Consider the following 15921-nt stretch of genomic DNA (forward strand, 5'->3'; position numbering starts at 1 on the left):
TTCATTCCTTTCCCACTTCTCCGCTGTGGACCGACGACAGTGGCATTGCCACGCCGGTCACCCAGAGCGTCTGCCACAGACTTCTCACGCCGTTTTCGACTCGCGCCTGCCCCGTCGAAGGGAGGGGCCCGCTCCGCTCTGACACATCCACCACGGCGACGATCACCGCCGGGACCGTCACACCGTCGGCGGTGATCGGGAACAGCGCGTCGAGCGGCACCGTCGTCGGCTCGGGACGCTGCCGCCTGACCGCGCCGTCGGCGACCTGCTCATTCACGAGGATGCCGTTGCTCATCAGAGCCACCGACGCCCCCTCGGGCACGTCCGCCTCGGCGGTCTCGCCGGCGTGCAGGAGGATCACGCGCTCGCCGTGCACGGCGAAACCGAAGGTGGTTGTCGCGGGCACGGGAATCACAGCACCGGCGATCACGATGCTTGCGACCAGAGCGGCGACGACCGACCAGAATCGGAGCCGCGCGACTCCGGAACGATGCACGCGGCGCAGAGCTGTGATGAGCAGCACGGCGCCGGTCAGGACCACGGCGCCTTCCAGAGCGACGATGAGCACACCGAGCACCGGTCCGCCCCCGGCGAGCGCTCGAGCCACGCGGGTGACGGCGAACACCACCAGCACTACCGGGGTGAGGAGGCTCGCGAGACCGAACGGCACGCTCCACCACGTGTTCAGGCTCTTGGCCGACCGTTGACCGCCGAACAGCAGACGGGCCAGGAACTCCGAGCCGTCGCGGATCGTACGACCCCTGAGGTTCGGCTCATCCAGAGCGCTCATGAGCGCGATGTACCCGTCGAACCGCACGAAGGGGATCAGATTGATGAGAACGATGGCCCCGCAGGAGACGGCGAGGAGCAACATCGTCTGGTGCACCACGGGATGCGGAAGCAGGAGCGCTGCGAGGAGCGCGATCGCGCCGATGACAGCGTGCACCGCAGGGCCCGCCAGCGCGATCGCGACGCGGTGCCGGCGTTCCGGGAGCCGCCACCCGTCTGTCACGTCCACGAAGAATGCGGGGCTGAGGTAGAAGAGCATGAAGCCCGCTCGGCGGGGGCTGCCGCCGAATCTGGTCAGCGCGAGGCCATGGGCGCTCTCGTGCAGCAGGGTCATGAGCGAAAGCGCTGCCACGAGAGACACGAGGGCCGAGAGCGGCACCGGCGTGGTGAGGGCTTCCCGCAGCTCATCCGCCTGAACGGATGCGGCGAGAACGCCGAGGCAGACCAGAACCGCCACCGACACGAGAACCGCTCGGTGCGGGAGAGGAACGGTCAGTCGGTCCAGACGACCGAAGATCGCAGGTGCGCGCAGCGTCGCGAGCTGAAGAGTGAAAGGGGGCCGATAGACCACTCGACCGGGAGGGAGCTTCTCGTCGCCCTCGAGCAGTCCACAGGCGCGGAAGCGCTGGGCCAGCATCAGAAACTGCTCCAATGGCTCGGACGCAGCGAAGCGCCGGTGCAGATCATGAAGTGCGGTTTCGCCGTTCATCGCGCGCAGCAGATCGACGACCGCCAGAGACACTCTCGATGACGGCACACCGTGGAGCATCGCGATCCACGTCCCGTCCTCGGCCACCTGTTCGAAGTCGACGCCGGACGAGAGGACAGGGCACGCGTCAGCAGCGAGCGCGTCTTCCGCAGACCGAGTCGCTCGGCGTCGAGGGAAACTACCGCGAAGCATCGTCATCCATCGCTTCCGGGTCTGCCGCAGACGTCGTGGTGAGAAGAACGATGTCCTCACCGCCGAGCGTCCGAACAGGCGAGACGGCGGGAGCGGTGAACCCCGCGTTGATGAGCTCTCTCGAGAGGACCTCGTGGTCGAGAACTCGCAGACGGCTCGTGAGAACTGTCACGTCGCCGCCCTCTGCCAGGTCGGCGACACGAACCCAGTTGACCACACGTGCCGCGCCGCCCTCTTCCACTTGCTGCGAGAACAGATAGGTCTCGTCTCCGCCCGGTCCTGGGACAGCGATCTCTCGATCTCTCGACACCGAGAGGCTCTCCGCTGAGGCTCCTCCGGCCACGGTCAGGGCGAACACACCGTGCGGAGCGAGGTGACGTCGCACGTTCGCGTAGAGCTGGGACCTGCCGACACCGTCGAGCAGCGTGATCGACGTCGCGCCCATGATCACAAGACCGAACTGCTGCCGCAGTGAGAAGTCCCGCACGTCCGCGACGATGCACTCCAGCATCGTGTGGTCGGGCAGCGCTCGACGGAGGCGGGAGAGCATGTCGTCGGAGAGATCTATCGCCGTCACCCGCTTGCCCGATCGCACCAAAGGGATGGTCAACCGCCCGCTCCCTGCCGCCACATCGAGGATCGGCCCCACGGTGCCTCTCGCGAGCGCCAGCACTTCTCTGATCTCCGCGCGGTCGGACCCGACCAGCCTGTCGTAGAAATCGGTGCCCGCACCCGCGTACAGATCCTGCTCCTTCGGCAGTGCTCCGACCACGGCGAGTCTCGCCACCACGGCCTCAGTTAGAGAACTGGACATTCACGCATCACCTCTCAGCGGGGATCAGTGGGGTGCGGGCGTGTCAGGCCCGCACCCCTTCGGTCAGGTCGCGATCGCGGCCGCACCGCCGATGATGGCGATGATGTAGCTCGCGTGCTCCCACCATTCGAGTGGTGCATCGATGTGTTCGAGCTCCAGGAACTCGAGCGACTGTGTCTGCATTTCATACCTCCTAGGTACGCCTTGCGAAGGTGCTCCTATGTCAGCGCGAGAATTCCGATGATCACGCCGACGGCGAATCCGCGGGTCCAATCAAGGGCGTCATCCGGCGCTTCCATTGCCTCGAGTTCGGTGAACTCAAGGGTCGGCATTGTTGCGTGCATGCTTACCTCTCTCCGATTCATCTGTGTCTGCTCGACGAGGTCACGTCGCAGCAGCAGCGCCGATTCCTATGAGCACCAGGGCGCTGATCGCGCCCTGATAGAAGCTCTCCCAACTGGGGGCATCCATCCCCTCCAGTTCTTGGAACTGGATTCGTTCCACACTTTCGTTCATGTCATTCACCTCCTTCGTTCCAGTAGGAGTCGCGGAGCACATCGCAGAAGTCCTCTGCGAAAAGACCCGCGAGCATCGGGTAGCGGTTTCCCCACGCTGTTTCCGTGGCACCGGCAATACGGCGCAGGTTCTGAGCCGTCGGCCGCGACGGACGTGGGATCCCCCAGCGCTCGATGAGGGCAGCGATGCCGGTCGGCGGGTCGAGCGGCAGTGCGACGCCGCCGGCCACGCTCATCCAGAACTCTTCGAGGCTCTCGCGATCGCCCCATCGTTGGTCCCCCGAGCACACTCGGCGCCAGACCGCAGCGATGACCGCCACTGTGGCCACCATCTTGCGGACGTCCAGCGCGAAGGCCACTTCGTTGGCCACATACCAGTGGCGGGCGCTGTAGGGATCCTGCCCCCTCAGCGCCGCACTGCGCTGCGTCGCCGCGCTGAGGCGAGCGAGACGCAGGCGCACGGCGGCAGCGGCTGCGTCGCCGGAGGCCGTCTCGAGAAGTGCACCCCCGAGAGCGACGGCGTCGCGTCTCCCCCTCGAGCTTCGCCGCGGGCTCGTCGCCGCGCCTGCGAGCCGGAGGAAGGCCTCGAGTGCTCCCTCTCTGACGGATGCCGGCGTGAGGGTCACCAGGTTGCCGGGATCGATGATGGCGTGCCGGGGTCTCAACGCGCGGCCGACGATGAGCCGATAGCCGGTTTCGTTCTTGAGGATGCCGACGCTGTTCGTCTCCGATGAGGTGCCGAGCGTCGTCGGCACCGCGACGATCTCCACGGGTGGTGGCGCATCGGGCAAGAAGGTCAGCGCCGACTTCGATGCACGTTCGATGGCGAAGTCGAACAACCGCCCCGGAGCGAGCGCAAGCGATGCGATCTTGGTGGCGTCGAGAACAGTTCCGCCGCCTACCGCGACGATCACGCTCGGGGGCCGTCGAGCGATCTCCTCCGCGATGCCGACGAGAGCCGCGACGTCGACCGAGCGAGCGTCCACCTCTATGGTTCTGGCCGAGCGGCCGGCGAGCATCGATGCGGCGAGCGACGAATCCGCGATCACGAGGGGCTCTCGATCGGCAGCGAGCCGCGCGATCGTCTGCCGCGCGATGCCGCGGCCGTGCCAGAGCGTGGGAACCCGTGCAGCGAAGTCAGATCTCATGCTGACGCTCCCGCACCTGCGCCACGCCAGCGCGCACAGCAGAATCCATCTCGAGAAGCTCACTCGCGTCGAACCCATACGCCGGAATCAGCTGGATCGCACTGGGGCCGGGCTGCACCAGCACGCCGTTCTCTGCGATGGCGGCCACCACTCGGAGAACCTCAGCCCCGGAGAGCCGACTCGCGTCCAGGTTTCGAAGGGCGAGCCCCACGAAACAGCCTCGCCCCGTCACCTCGGCGACCACGCCATCGGACTTCAGCCGACTCGCGAGACGCCACAAGTCGGTCGCCAACGCTCGCGTCGTCGATTCCACGTCGATGCGGTGCAACTCTTCGATCACCGCGACGACGGCCGCCGCGCAGGCCGGCGTCCCCGCCTGGGTCTCCCCGTGGACGAACGTCCAGCCCCCACGTGCGAACTCTGACGCGACGCGTGCCCCCACGAGCAGCACGGCAGCGCCCGCTGCGCCGTTCGTCAACGCTTTCGACAGAACGAGGATGTCTGGTGGCGCACCCCATTCGTCCGTGGCGAACATCGTTCCGGTGCGTCCGAAGCCCGTCGCGACCTCGTCGGCGACGATCAGGAATCCGTACTCCTCGCGCAGCTCGAGGAGTCGCGATATGAACCCATCGGACAGCGCATGCGCGCCGCTGCCCAGGACGGGCTCCACAACCACCGACGCGACTCTGGAGCCTTCGCGCTTCAGCAGCGTCTCCAGTTCCTCCCCGTCATCGCTGTGAGACACATGACGCACCGACCTGCGGTCGACGGAGTAGACCGATTGAAGGAGGTCGTCGCCGCTGAGCGCGTGGCTGCCGTACATCGTGCCGTGATAGCTGCCGTTGAGACCCACGACCAGCGAGCGGGATCCGGCTCCCTGTTGTGCCCAGTACTGTCTCGCGAGCTTCATCGCCGAGTCGTTCGCTGCCCCTCCCGACGTGCAGAAGATGACCCGGCTGTACCGGATCGGGTGGGCGAGTTCGATGAGCGCTTCGGCCGCGGCCTCAGCGTACCGATGCGGCGCCCGGAACAGAGTCAGATACGACGCATCATGCGTCGCTCTGCTCACAGCATCAGCGACCGCCTTGTTTCCGAAACCGAGAGGGACGTTCCAGAGTCCGCTCGTCGCACTGAGGCGTGTCGATCCGTCCGCGAATTCGATGCGATTTCCGGCGGCGCCGACGGCGACCTCGTCGCGCGTGAACGTGGCGTCTGCGGGCAGCATCGACGTCCATAACGCATGCGGAACGTTCATCGAGCGCTTCCCGACGCCATCCGGCGCGCCCCGTCAGCTGTTGTGCCGAAGTGGATGTCGAGCACCGCGGCAGCTTCCCGACACAGGGCGCTCGCATCAGACGCAGACAAGCCGCATTCGAGAGCCAAGCGATCCACCGCCACCTCCAGCGTGCTCGAGGTCTGTGTGGCGGCGACGACCTTCGCCGTCAGCGGCGACAGCAGCTGGCGTCGCAACGTGGTGGTGTCGGCGAGCACGAAGCCGTCCGGGGTCTCGAGCAGGAAGGGATCCGACGCCAGCGGTTCGGCGTCCGCGCGGTCATCGTCGATGAGCCACCAGCCGAATCCTGAGATCTTCGCGATGCCGTTCTCCAAGCCGAGCATCTTGATGAGATCCGTCGCGTTCACGTAGCGACCGATCCATCCGCGGCTGGTCAGGTCCGCGGCGGCGGCCTGTCTCAGTTCCGATTCTCCCCACACCGCGGCACGGGGCAGAGGGGACTCGATCACCGTCTTCAGCTCGACGACGTGGCCGATCACCTCGCCCCACACACCGACGCTGACCCGGCCGTCCGAGCCCACCCTGATCGCGGTCGGAGCCGCGAGTTCATCCGGTGCTCCCAGAGCGGTGCGGTTCGCGAGGAGCACCCGCGCATCGATCAATGCCGAAGGAAAGACACCCGTACGACGAGCGAGTTCCGCGTCGTCGAGAAACGCCTGCCAGCTGTTCCGGTCGAAGAATCCCACCGCAGTCGGACGGACGATCTGAACGAACGCCGCAGCGACATAGTCCTGGAGCTCGACGCCTCGCTCGCCGAAGAACAGCTCGTCTCCGATCTCGCGCAGAGCGCCGGTGTAGCGAACGGCGTGGGCTGGCCCGTCATAGGCTCCGCTCTGCGCGTGCAGAAGGACCAGGTCGCCTTCGCCGGCGGCGGCGACGACGCTCTCGACCGACGCACCGTTCTCGACGAAGAACACGCGCGAGTATTCCTCCTGCTCGCCGGTGATCCATTCACGGAGCGCCCGGGCTCCGACGAGCTCCGGTTCGGCGATCGCGCCGCTGTCGGGCATCATGCGCCGACCCACCGACCCGCGGTGCAGACACCCGGCGCCGCGAATGCGCGAAGATATGCCGCGCTCGCATTCGGCGTGAAAGCAGTCGCTTTCCGGAGGCGCTGACTTTCACGCGATGCCTGCGTCGAGCTGGTGTGCATTTCTCCCCAGAGATATCGAATTGCGTTCGAGTGAATGTGCGTACTCATATGAGGCTATATATGTGTCGAATGTGCTGCAATATATTCTTTTCGAGCCGATATCGTCATTCCGATCGCTTTCGAATCTGCGAGATTCGGCACCTCGTCGACGACTTCTCGACGCCGGCAGTCGCCGGCGACACTCAGGCGGTGACAGTGCGCGACGCGCGAACGAGCGGAACCCTGGTGCCGAGAAGGCGCCCCACATGGCGGTGGAGCGCTGGCACCAGATGCTCGTGCTCGCCTGCGTCGGCGCGGGTCAGCAGCTTCGTCATCACGTACAGCTGCGACACGATGCCACCCTCTGATTCCAGGTCTCGCCGGAAGCGTCGGGCTATCTGCTCGGCGACGTGAGGCACGGCCAAGGAGTGTCCGAGCAGGAACGCGGCATCGTATCCGCGGGGGGCGAGCCCCCACGCCTCCCAGTCGGCGATCGCGAACGGATCTCGGTGGATGTTGTTCCAGTGCAGGTCGCCGTGGCTGGCCACCCAGTCGTCTCGGTCGACGTCCATCTCGATCCCGAAGAAGACGCTGATCCGCCGTCGGATGATCTCGGGGTCGAGCACCATCCGATCCGTTCTCGCGGCCGACAGGGTGTCGAGGCTGCTTTCCAGCTCTCCCCACCACGATTCGTCGAGACCGGGCGTGCCGGTGAGCACGGCGTCCGGCGCGCAGACCCGCCCAGGCAGCAGGGTCATCAGTTCGGCGCGGTAGACGAGCGGCCCTTCCTCCCAGGCCCGCGCGTCGAGCAGACGCGGCTTCGCCACTCCGTCGATCTGCGAGGCGTCCTGATTGCCGGTCCACCAGGCGCCACGCGCCCGGCCTCTCGCAGACCAGACGACGCGCAGCCAGTACCGCCCACCCGCGCGTTCGACCACCGAGCCGATCGACCGATCACGCCATCCGAATCGGGCGCGGCCGATCGCGTTGAGCCCGAGATCAGCGAGCGAACGGGAGTGAGCAGTGCGCAGTGCCACACGCAAGGCCGTGCTGGTCGTGGCTGTGGTTTCGACAGTCGTCATCAAGATCCTTCTGGGACGAGAGCGTCCGATCGACGCAGGAGTGCATTCGTATGACGACTTTGCGTCTGCTCCCGAGGCTAAGAAGTACGTCGGTGCGAGCGCAAGGCAAGGACGCATCGCATATCGGTGCAACGGCATCCCGCTCGGTGGGCGCCGATGGGGAGCGTCGGAGATGCCTGGTCTAGGTCGCCCGTGCGATCGGATAGACTGTTCAGGTTGTTCCTGGTGACGTGTCCGAGCGGCCGAAGGAGCACGCTTGGAAAGCGTGTGTTGTGCAAGCAACCGCGGGTTCGAATCCCGCCGTCACCGCCAAAAAGCATGAAGGGTCTCCGCGCCAGCGGGGGCCCTTCATGCTTTTTATCGAGCACTGGGGATTCGGGGAGAACCGAGCGAAGCGAGGATCGGAGTCCCGCCGTCACCGGCATCCGCACCCCGTCAGGCGGAGTTCTCCCGGTAGGGCGGAGGTGCGGACGGCATCCGTCCTCCCCTCACGGTGAACTCCGCCCGACGGAGCCCGACGGAGCACGACGGAGCACAACGGACGGTCTGCGACTCAGGCGAACTTCACGCCGAAGCTCTGCCCGCCCGGCTCTGCAGGCAGGGGCGTCATACCGAGACGCTCGTAGAACGCGGCTGCTCCCGTGTTGTTCGGGTCCATGCCGAGGTGCAACCCGCGAACTCCGCGGCGGGTGAGCTCGTCGAACAGCGTCTCGATGAGCGCACGTCCGAGCCCCTGACCTTGCGTCTCGGGCAGCAGGTCGATGTGCAGGTGCGCCGGGTACTCTGCGGCGTTGGCATTGCGCCCCGGAGCCTGCGCATAGCCGTGCTCGATCATCCGCTCTTCGCGGCTCGTCGGCTCGGCGGCCTGCGGATACCGATCCTGCAGCGTCGGCCACCATTCGTCTCGGAACCAGGTCGCGAAGGCGTCGGTGTCGTCGGTCGCCACGATGTAGCCGATCACGCGCTCGTCATCGGTCTCGACGACCCATGCGAGATCGGGATGCCGTTCGACATACGGCACCGCGAACAGGTCTCCCCAGAGCGAGTCATCGGAGAACAGCCCGGTCGCGTCTGCACCGGCATCCGCTGTCCGGACGCAGATCTCGTAGAGGGCATCACGATCGGACGGTCGATACGGACGGATGCGCGACACAGCTGCTCCTCGATGAGTGGGGTGAGCTGTCAGCCTACCGAGGTGACCGCCGGATCGTCTCGCCGAGACGTTGTCACCCACGGCAGCAGCCACGCCCCGAGCACGAGCACCACGCCTGCCCCGACCAGCGCCCCTCCGAGCGTGTCGGTGGCCCAATGCACCGAGAGCAGAGTGCGCGAGATCGCCATTGCGACGACCCAGGCCACTCCGAGAATCGCCGTCCATACCCGGGGGAACACGAGCCACAGCACCATCGCGATCGTCGCCGCGTTGGCCGCATGCCCCGACGGGAATGAACCGAAATCGCTCGCCACGATCATGTCCTCCGGGCGTGCACGGCCGAACAGGTGCTTGAGCAGCTGCACCGCTCCGGCGCTCACGAGGAAAGCCACCGCGGCGAACACGGCCGCCTGCCATCGCCGCGCGATCAGCAGACCGACGATCACGAGCAGCGGCACGAGGAGGATCGCGACCCAGCCCCCGCCGATGTGATCGAGCAGCAGCGCGAACGACAGCATCCAGTCCGAGCGCGATGCGCTGACCGTGTCATTCCACCAGGTGTCGAACCCCGGCGGCTCGGTGTACCCGAACACGATCGCCGCCCCGAGGAGCGTCGCCGCGACGAGCATCCCTATTCCCCACCACAGCAGCGTTCGTGATCTCATCGAACCATTCTGCCGGTCGGGAGCTGAATATCAGGGAGCGAGCATGCCGACAGTCCGGGGACGCACGATCAGCCACAGCGAAAGGATGCCGATCGCCGCGCACCCGACCATGACCGATGCCATGCTCGTGGCGGTGATTCCGGTGCCGTGAGAGATCCATCCCACGACCGGCGAGATGAGTCCTGCGACACCGAAGTTCGTGGCGCCGATGACGGAGGCCGCTGTGCCCGCGGCCTTGCCGTGGCGGTCGAGGGCGAGCACCTGCACGTTCGGGAAGGTGAAGCCGCAGGCCGTCATGAAGAAGAACAGCGGGATGACCGTGCCCCAGAGCCCGAGGCCGAGCTGGTCGGTCACGATGATCGCGACGCCGGCGAGCAGCAGCACCGCCGTGGAGTACGCCATGACCCACTGGGGGCCGAATCGTGCGGCGAGTCGCGAAGCCGTCTGGACGCCGGCCACGACGCCGAGGGAGTTGACGGCGAAGAGCAGGCCGTACTGCTGCGCGTCCAGCCCGTGGGTCTGCTGGAACAGGAAGGGCGACGCCGACAGGTAGGAGAACAGGCCTGAGAACGTCATGCCGCCGATGATCAGCACGCCGATGAACACACGGTCGGAGAACACCGACCGATAGCGCTGCATGACGGTGGCACCGCCCTTCTCCTGGCGGCGCGCGATCGGGAGCGTCTCGGGGATGAACACCACGGTCGAGACGAGCATCAGCACGCCGTAGAGGGCGAGCACGACGAAGATGCCGCGCCATGGCATGAGCGTGAGCAGCCACGAGCCGATCAGCGGGGCGATCACCGGTGCGACTCCGGAGACCAGCGCGAGCCTCGACAGCATGACGACCAGCCGTCGACCGCCGAACAGGTCGCGCACGATGGCCATCGCGACGACGCCACCGGCCGCGGCTCCCACGCCCATGAGCACACGAGCACCGCTGAGCAGGGGAAGGGTCGGGGCGTAGGCTGCGGCGACACTGGCCAGCACATGCAGTGCGGTGACGACGATCAGCGGAATGCGTCGACCCACCTTGTCGCTGAGCGGCCCCACCACGAGCTGCCCCAGCGCGAATCCGATCATCGTGCCGGTCAGGGTCAGCTGGATCGCCGCCGCCGTCGTCTCGAAGTCCTGCTCCAGCACGGGGAAAGCCGGCAGGTACAGGTCGATCGTGAACGGTCCGAGGGCGGTGAGGGCCCCGAGCAGCACGATGTACAGCGCGCGGCGGCCGTTCGAGATCGAGTCGCCGGGGTGCAGCATGATCGGCGCCGTGGCGGGGTTCGACCCGAGGGTGCGGATCGCGCCCGTCGCCGACGGGATGCGGATGCTGCCGGTGGCCGTCCGCTCGGGGGCGGGTGTCGTCGAGATGGAGTCAGTGCGTGGAGCGTCGGGCACGACGGTCCTTCCGGAGTTCGAGGGGATCAGGCGAGTCGCTGAGGCAGTCGGATCGGCGAGCGAGGTCGAATCGATTCGATCTGGGCGAAGTCTCCATGCTACAGCCCCGCCGGACACCGACGCAGTCCGCGACGAACACACCTGCATGCCGAGAAGACGGATGGATGCCGAAACACGCGGTCTCGGCATCCATCCGTCTTCTGAGCATGCATCCGTGCGGTCTCTCGCCGCGGACGTCGGTCGAGCACTCAGCCGAGGCGCGCGAGCCCCTGTTCGAGGTCGGCGATGAGGTCATCGACACCCTCGATGCCCACCGACAGGCGCACGACGTTCTCGGGCACGGCGAGCGCGGTGCCCCGCACCGAGGCGTGGGTCATGTCCGGCGGATAGCCGATCAGCGACTCGACGCCGCCGAGCGACTCGGCGAGCTGGAAGAGCTCGGTCGACTCGGCGAACGCCTTCGCGGCATCCGCACCCGCTGCAAGGCCGAGTGACAGCATCCCCCCGAAGCCGCTCATCTGGCGTGCGGCGACCTCGTGCCCGGGGTGCGAGACGAGCCCCGGGTAGTACACGGTCGCGAACTCCGGGCGCGACGTGGCCCATTCGGCGATGGCCTGCGCGTTCTCGGAGTGCTGACGCACACGCACCGCGAGCGTCTTGATGCCGCGAGTCGTGAGCCAGGCGTCGAGCGGGGCCGAGACCGCGCCGACCGCGAACTGCTGGAACTTGATCTGCTCGTAGAAGCGATCGTCGCCGAAGACCACCGCACCGCCGAGGACGTCGGAGTGCCCGCCGAGGTACTTGGTGGTGGAATGCACGACGAGGTCCGCACCGAGCGAGAGCGGCTGCTGCAGCGCCGGCGAGGCGAAGGTGTTGTCGACGACCGCGATGGCACCGGCGGCGTGCGCGATCTCGGCGACGAGCGCGATGTCGACGATCTTCAGCAGCGGATTGCTGGGCGTCTCGACCCAGACGATCTTCGTCTCCGGGCGGATCGCCGCGCGCAGCTCGTCGACGTCCGACAGCTCGACCGTGGTCGTCTCGATGCCCCACGGGGCGAGCACCTTGGTGAGCAGGCGGTACGTGCCGCCGTAGACGTCGTTGCCGAGCACGATATGGTCGCCCGGCTTCAGGATGCCGCGCAGCAGCGCGTCCTCTGCCGAGAGCCCGGACGCGAACGACAGGGCGTTCGCCCCGCCCTCGAGCGCCGCGAGCTGCGTCTCGAGCGACGAGCGCGTCGGGTTGCCCGCGCGGTTGTACTCGTAGCCGTCGCGGAACCCGCCGATGCCGTCCTGCACATGGGTGGATGCCTGATAGATCGGCGGGATGATCGACCCTGTGGTCGGGTCAGGCGCCTGACCTGCGTGGATGGCTCGGGTGGCGAAAGCATGCTCGGACATGCCCCTCAGCCTACGTCCGCGCCGGGGAGGGCGGCCGCCCCTGTTACGCCGAGCGTCAGCGCGAGAGGTACGACAGCAGGTCCTGTCGCGTGAGCACCGTGTGCGGCTTGCCGTCGAGCGTCACGAGCAGCGCGTCGGCGTCGGCGAGAGCGGCTCTGGCCTGCGCGAGAGGAGCATGGATGCCGATGAGCGGCAGCCTCTCCCCGACGTGCTCTCCCACGGCGTCTGCCGCCTTGGCGTCTCCGCGGAACAGCAGGTCGAGCAGGCCCTTCTCGTCGACCGTGCCGACCACCTCGCCCATCATCACCGGAGGCTCCGCGCTCAGCACCACCAGCTGCGAGACGTCGTACTCGGTCATCATGCCGATCGCCTCGAGCACCGTGTCGGTCGGGTGCGCGTGCACGAGATCGGGGATCCCCTCCCCCAGGCGGTCGGTGCGGGCGGCCAGCACGTCGGCCACCGTCTCGCCCTCCTCGACCTCGCTGAAGCCGTAGGAGCGCATCCAGCCGTCGTTGAAGATCTTGCTGAGGTAGCCGCGTCCGCCGTCCGGCAGCAGCACCACCATCACGGCATCCGCCGGCAGTTCGCGCGCGACCCGCAGGGCGCCGACCACGGCCATGCCGCTGGAGCCTCCGACGAGGATTCCCTCTTCACGTGCGAGCCGCCGGGTCATCGCGAAGGACTCGGCGTCGCCGACCGCGACGATCTCATGCGGAATCGTCGGGTCGTAGGCTCCGGGCCAGATGTCCTCGCCGACCCCCTCGACCAGATACGGGCGTCCGGTGCCACCGCTGTAGACGCTGCCCTCCGGGTCGATCCCGACGATGCGGACGCGGTCTTCCGACACCTCGCGCAGATAGCGGCCGGTGCCCGTGATGGTGCCGCCCGTGCCGACACCGGCGACGAAGTGGGTGATCAGCCCGTCGGTGTCGCGCCAGATCTCGGGACCTGTGGTCTCGTAGTGGCTGCGAGGGCCGTTCGGGTTCTCGTACTGGTTGGGCTTGAACGCTCCGGGGATCTCGCGGGCGAGCCGATCGCTGACGCTGTAGTACGACTCGGGGCTGTCCGCCGCGACCGAGGTCGGAGTGACGACCACCTCGGCGCCGTAGGCGCGGAGCACGTCGATCTTGTCCTCGCCGACCTTGTCGGGAAGCACGAAGACGCACTTGTATCCGCGCTGCTGGGCGACCAGAGCGAGGCCGACACCGGTGTTGCCGCTCGTGGGCTCGACGATGGTCCCACCCGGCTGCAGGTCGCCCGAGGCCTCGGCCGCGTCGATGATCCGCGCGGCTATGCGATCCTTCGCCGACCCGCCGGGGTTGAGGTACTCGAGCTTCACGAGCACCGTGCACTCCACGCCCTCGGTGACGTGCTGGAGCTTCACGAGGGGCGTGTCGCCGATGAGGTCGACGATGGAGTCTGCGTACTTCATGTTCACAGCGTACGTGCGACGATGCCGCGACCGGGTCTGTGTTGCACCCGATCGCGGCATCATGTCATCAGATGTGCCGAAGAAGCGATCAGCCCTTCGTGGAACCCGCCAGGAGCCCTCGCACGAAGTACCGCTGGAGCGAGAAGAAGACGATCAGCGGAACGATGATCGACACGAACGCACCTGCGGTGAGCAGGTACCATCCTTCGCCTCGACCGGTGATCTCGGCGAGAACCTTCGTGATCGGAGACGCAGCGCCGTCGGCGAACACCAGGGCCACGAGCAGGTCGTTCCAGACCCACAGGAACTGGAAGATCGCGACCGAGGCGATCGCCGGCATCGTCAGCGGCAGCACGATCCGGAAGAAGATCTGACCACGCGATGCGCCATCGACGCGCGCGGCCTCGATGATCTCGCCGGGGATCTCCGACATGAAGTTGTGCAGCAGGTAGATGGCCAGCGGCAGCGCGAACATGGTGTGGGCGATCCACACCTGCGCGTAGCCGCCCGAGGCATCGAGTCCCTGCGTCACCTGCACGCCGAACAGGTTGATACCCCGCGAGAACGACGACAGCAGCGGGACGAGCGCCATCTGGATCGGCACGATCTGCAGTGCGAACACGAAGATGAACAGCGCGTTGCGTCCCTTGAAGTCGATCCACGAGAAGGCGTATGCCGCCATCGCCGCGATCATCAGCGGGATGAGGGTGGCCGGGATCGTGATCACGATCGAGTTGAAGAAGGACTCCAGGATCGTCAGCTGCGTGGTGCCGGACTGCAGCACGGCCACGTAGTTGTCGAGGGTGAACTGCGGGTTGGTGAAGAACGTCCACCACCCCGTGGTCTCGATCGCATCCCGCTCGCGGAACGACGAGATGAAGAGTCCGAGCGTCGGGATGGTCCACAGGACTGCGATGACGATCGAGGCGACCGTCGCCCACGGGCGACTGAGCCGCTTTCGCGCACGGCCGGCCGAGGCTTCGAAGCGTCCGGCGGTCGTGATCGCCCTCGTGCTCTGCCCGGTGTCTGAGTTCACGGTGTCGGTCATCGGATCTCCCGCTGCTTCTTGATCTGGCGCGCGTTGTAGATCACGATCGGGAGCACCAGGATGAACAGGATGACGGAGAGCGCAGCACTGCGTCCCGCCTCGAACTTGGAGAACTGCGTGTACATCTCGTTCGCGAGCACCGACGTGCCGTAGTTGCCGCCGGTCATCGTGCGCACGATGTCGAACACCTTCAGCGAGGCGATCGAGATCGTGGTCAGAACGACGATCAGAGCCGGTCGGATCGAGGGGATCGTGACCGAACGGAAACGCTCCCAGGCGTTCGCGCCATCGAGCTCGGCCGCTTCGAGGAGTTCCGTGGGAACACCCTTGATGGATGCCGAGAGCACGACCATCGCGAAACCGGTCTGCACCCAGATCAGCACGACGATGAGCGCCAGGTTGTTCCACGGGCCGTTCAGCAGGAACTGCTGCGGCTCTCCGCCGAACCAGACCAGGATCTGGTTGAGCAGACCGATCTGCTCGAACTCGGGGCCACGGTAGGAGTACACGAAGCGCCAGATGATGCTCGCGCCGACGAATGAGATCGCCATCGGCATGAAGACAAGCAGCTTGTAGATCTTCTCGCCGCGGGTCTTGTCGATGAACACCGCGTAGGCCAGACCGACGATCGTCGAGAGCGTCGGAACCAGCAGCACCCAGACGATCGTGTTCACGACCGAGGTGACGCCGTCCGACTGCGTGAAGATCCACAGGTAGTTCGAGAATCCGACGAAGTCACTGCCGGTGGAGTTCCAGAACGATGCGTACACCGTCTGGATCGACGGCAGGATCAGACCCGCGAGCAGCAGCAGCATGGCGGGAGCCATGAATGCGACGAGCTGGATAAGGTACCCGGCTCCGTCACGCGACCGGTAGTCGAGGAAGAAGAACAGTGCGCCGACGGCGACCGCGACTCCCATCGCCCAGTAATAGGAGTTGAAGAACCACATCACCGCGAACGGGATGAGCAGGCACATCGCGAGGCGGATGCCGGTGTAGAGCGCGCCCTTGCGAGGCGCGATGTCGACGAGAAGCAGGATGACGACGACGACCACCGCGAAGGCGATGACGACGGCGAGAGCCTGGGCGATCGGGGGCAGAGTCCCGATCCATTGGAAGAACACAGTCGCGTTCATGGATTCCCCTTCATGAG

The 15921-nt window shown here is 66.6% G+C and carries 16 protein-coding genes and 1 tRNA gene; 1 reads left to right on the plus strand and 16 read right to left on the minus strand.

Annotation, left to right across the window (positions count from 1 at the left end):
• Nucleotide 1: 1 nt before the first annotated feature.
• The 9 genes from mpaP to ACZ0AA_RS08485 form a co-directional block, all read right to left on the minus strand.
• Nucleotides 2-1690 carry a daptide biosynthesis intramembrane metalloprotease gene (gene mpaP / locus ACZ0AA_RS08445; protein ID WP_463512664.1) on the minus strand — a complete coding sequence of 563 codons (1689 nt, stop codon included), beginning with the start codon at nucleotides 1688-1690 and terminating at the stop codon, nucleotides 2-4.
• Nucleotides 1677-2504 (minus strand): daptide-type RiPP biosynthesis methyltransferase, encoded by an 828-nt coding sequence (gene mpaM, locus ACZ0AA_RS08450; protein ID WP_400865770.1) that lies wholly within the window; start codon nucleotides 2502-2504, stop codon nucleotides 1677-1679. Before mpaM ends, mpaP begins: the two co-directional genes overlap by 14 nt.
• A gap of 63 nt (nucleotides 2505-2567) precedes the next feature.
• Nucleotides 2568-2687, minus strand: a complete 120-nt coding sequence (mpaA3, locus tag ACZ0AA_RS08455) for an MpaA3 family daptide-type RiPP (RefSeq protein WP_400865773.1) — start codon at nucleotides 2685-2687, stop codon at nucleotides 2568-2570.
• A gap of 35 nt (nucleotides 2688-2722) precedes the next feature.
• Nucleotides 2723-2836 (minus strand): MpaA2 family daptide-type RiPP, encoded by a 114-nt coding sequence (mpaA2, locus tag ACZ0AA_RS08460; protein ID WP_463512665.1) that lies wholly within the window; start codon nucleotides 2834-2836, stop codon nucleotides 2723-2725.
• A 52-nt stretch (nucleotides 2837-2888) separates the two neighbouring features.
• The gene (gene mpaA1 / locus ACZ0AA_RS08465; protein ID WP_400865779.1) at nucleotides 2889-3020 is read right to left on the minus strand and encodes an MpaA1 family daptide-type RiPP; all 132 of its coding nucleotides are present in this window, start codon (nucleotides 3018-3020) and stop codon (nucleotides 2889-2891) included.
• A gap of 1 nt (nucleotide 3021) precedes the next feature.
• Complete coding sequence (gene mpaC, locus ACZ0AA_RS08470; protein WP_400865782.1) at nucleotides 3022-4167, minus strand: daptide-type RiPP biosynthesis dehydogenase; 1146 nt, start codon at nucleotides 4165-4167, stop codon at nucleotides 3022-3024.
• On the minus strand, nucleotides 4157-5422 hold the full coding sequence (gene mpaD / locus ACZ0AA_RS08475) for a daptide-type RiPP biosynthesis aminotransferase (protein WP_400865785.1): 1266 nt from the start codon (nucleotides 5420-5422) through the stop codon (nucleotides 4157-4159). The genes mpaC and mpaD overlap by 11 nt, the downstream gene beginning before the upstream one ends.
• Nucleotides 5419-6471, minus strand: a complete 1053-nt coding sequence (gene mpaB, locus ACZ0AA_RS08480) for a daptide biosynthesis RiPP recognition protein (RefSeq protein WP_400866998.1) — start codon at nucleotides 6469-6471, stop codon at nucleotides 5419-5421. Before mpaB ends, mpaD begins: the two co-directional genes overlap by 4 nt.
• A 325-nt stretch (nucleotides 6472-6796) precedes the next feature.
• Nucleotides 6797-7675, minus strand: coding sequence for a hypothetical protein (locus ACZ0AA_RS08485; RefSeq protein ID WP_400865788.1), 879 nt, complete (start codon nucleotides 7673-7675; stop codon nucleotides 6797-6799).
• 224 nt (nucleotides 7676-7899) lie between these two features.
• Between ACZ0AA_RS08485 and ACZ0AA_RS08490 the strand changes: the two genes are divergently transcribed.
• Nucleotides 7900-7987: transfer RNA gene (locus ACZ0AA_RS08490), tRNA-Ser, on the plus strand.
• A gap of 241 nt (nucleotides 7988-8228) precedes the next feature.
• Here the strand turns inward: ACZ0AA_RS08490 and ACZ0AA_RS08495 are convergent.
• The 7 genes from ACZ0AA_RS08495 to ACZ0AA_RS08525 all read right to left on the minus strand — a co-directional run bounded on the left by ACZ0AA_RS08495 (nucleotide 8229) and on the right by ACZ0AA_RS08525 (nucleotide 15904).
• Nucleotides 8229-8828, minus strand: a complete 600-nt coding sequence (locus ACZ0AA_RS08495; protein ID WP_400865792.1) for a GNAT family N-acetyltransferase — start codon at nucleotides 8826-8828, stop codon at nucleotides 8229-8231.
• Between the two features lie 29 nt (nucleotides 8829-8857).
• Complete coding sequence (locus ACZ0AA_RS08500) at nucleotides 8858-9493, minus strand: phosphatase PAP2 family protein (protein ID WP_400865795.1); 636 nt, start codon at nucleotides 9491-9493, stop codon at nucleotides 8858-8860.
• A gap of 30 nt (nucleotides 9494-9523) precedes the next feature.
• Nucleotides 9524-10888, minus strand: coding sequence for a multidrug effflux MFS transporter (locus ACZ0AA_RS08505; RefSeq protein WP_400865798.1), 1365 nt, complete (start codon nucleotides 10886-10888; stop codon nucleotides 9524-9526).
• Between the two features lie 248 nt (nucleotides 10889-11136).
• Nucleotides 11137-12288 (minus strand): cystathionine gamma-synthase, encoded by a 1152-nt coding sequence (locus tag ACZ0AA_RS08510; RefSeq protein ID WP_400865802.1) that lies wholly within the window; start codon nucleotides 12286-12288, stop codon nucleotides 11137-11139.
• Between the two features lie 55 nt (nucleotides 12289-12343).
• Nucleotides 12344-13720, minus strand: coding sequence for a cystathionine beta-synthase (locus tag ACZ0AA_RS08515; protein ID WP_463512666.1), 1377 nt, complete (start codon nucleotides 13718-13720; stop codon nucleotides 12344-12346).
• An 88-nt stretch (nucleotides 13721-13808) separates the two neighbouring features.
• Nucleotides 13809-14768: a carbohydrate ABC transporter permease gene (locus tag ACZ0AA_RS08520; RefSeq protein ID WP_400865808.1), complete on the minus strand. Its 960-nt coding sequence runs from the start codon at nucleotides 14766-14768 to the stop codon at nucleotides 13809-13811.
• A complete protein-coding gene (locus tag ACZ0AA_RS08525; RefSeq protein ID WP_463512667.1) occupies nucleotides 14765-15904 on the minus strand; it encodes a carbohydrate ABC transporter permease in 1140 nt (379 codons plus the stop codon). The genes ACZ0AA_RS08520 and ACZ0AA_RS08525 overlap by 4 nt, the downstream gene beginning before the upstream one ends.
• Between the last annotated feature and the right edge of the window lie 17 nt (nucleotides 15905-15921).

Source organism: Microbacterium sp. AC035, from assembly GCF_979258485.1.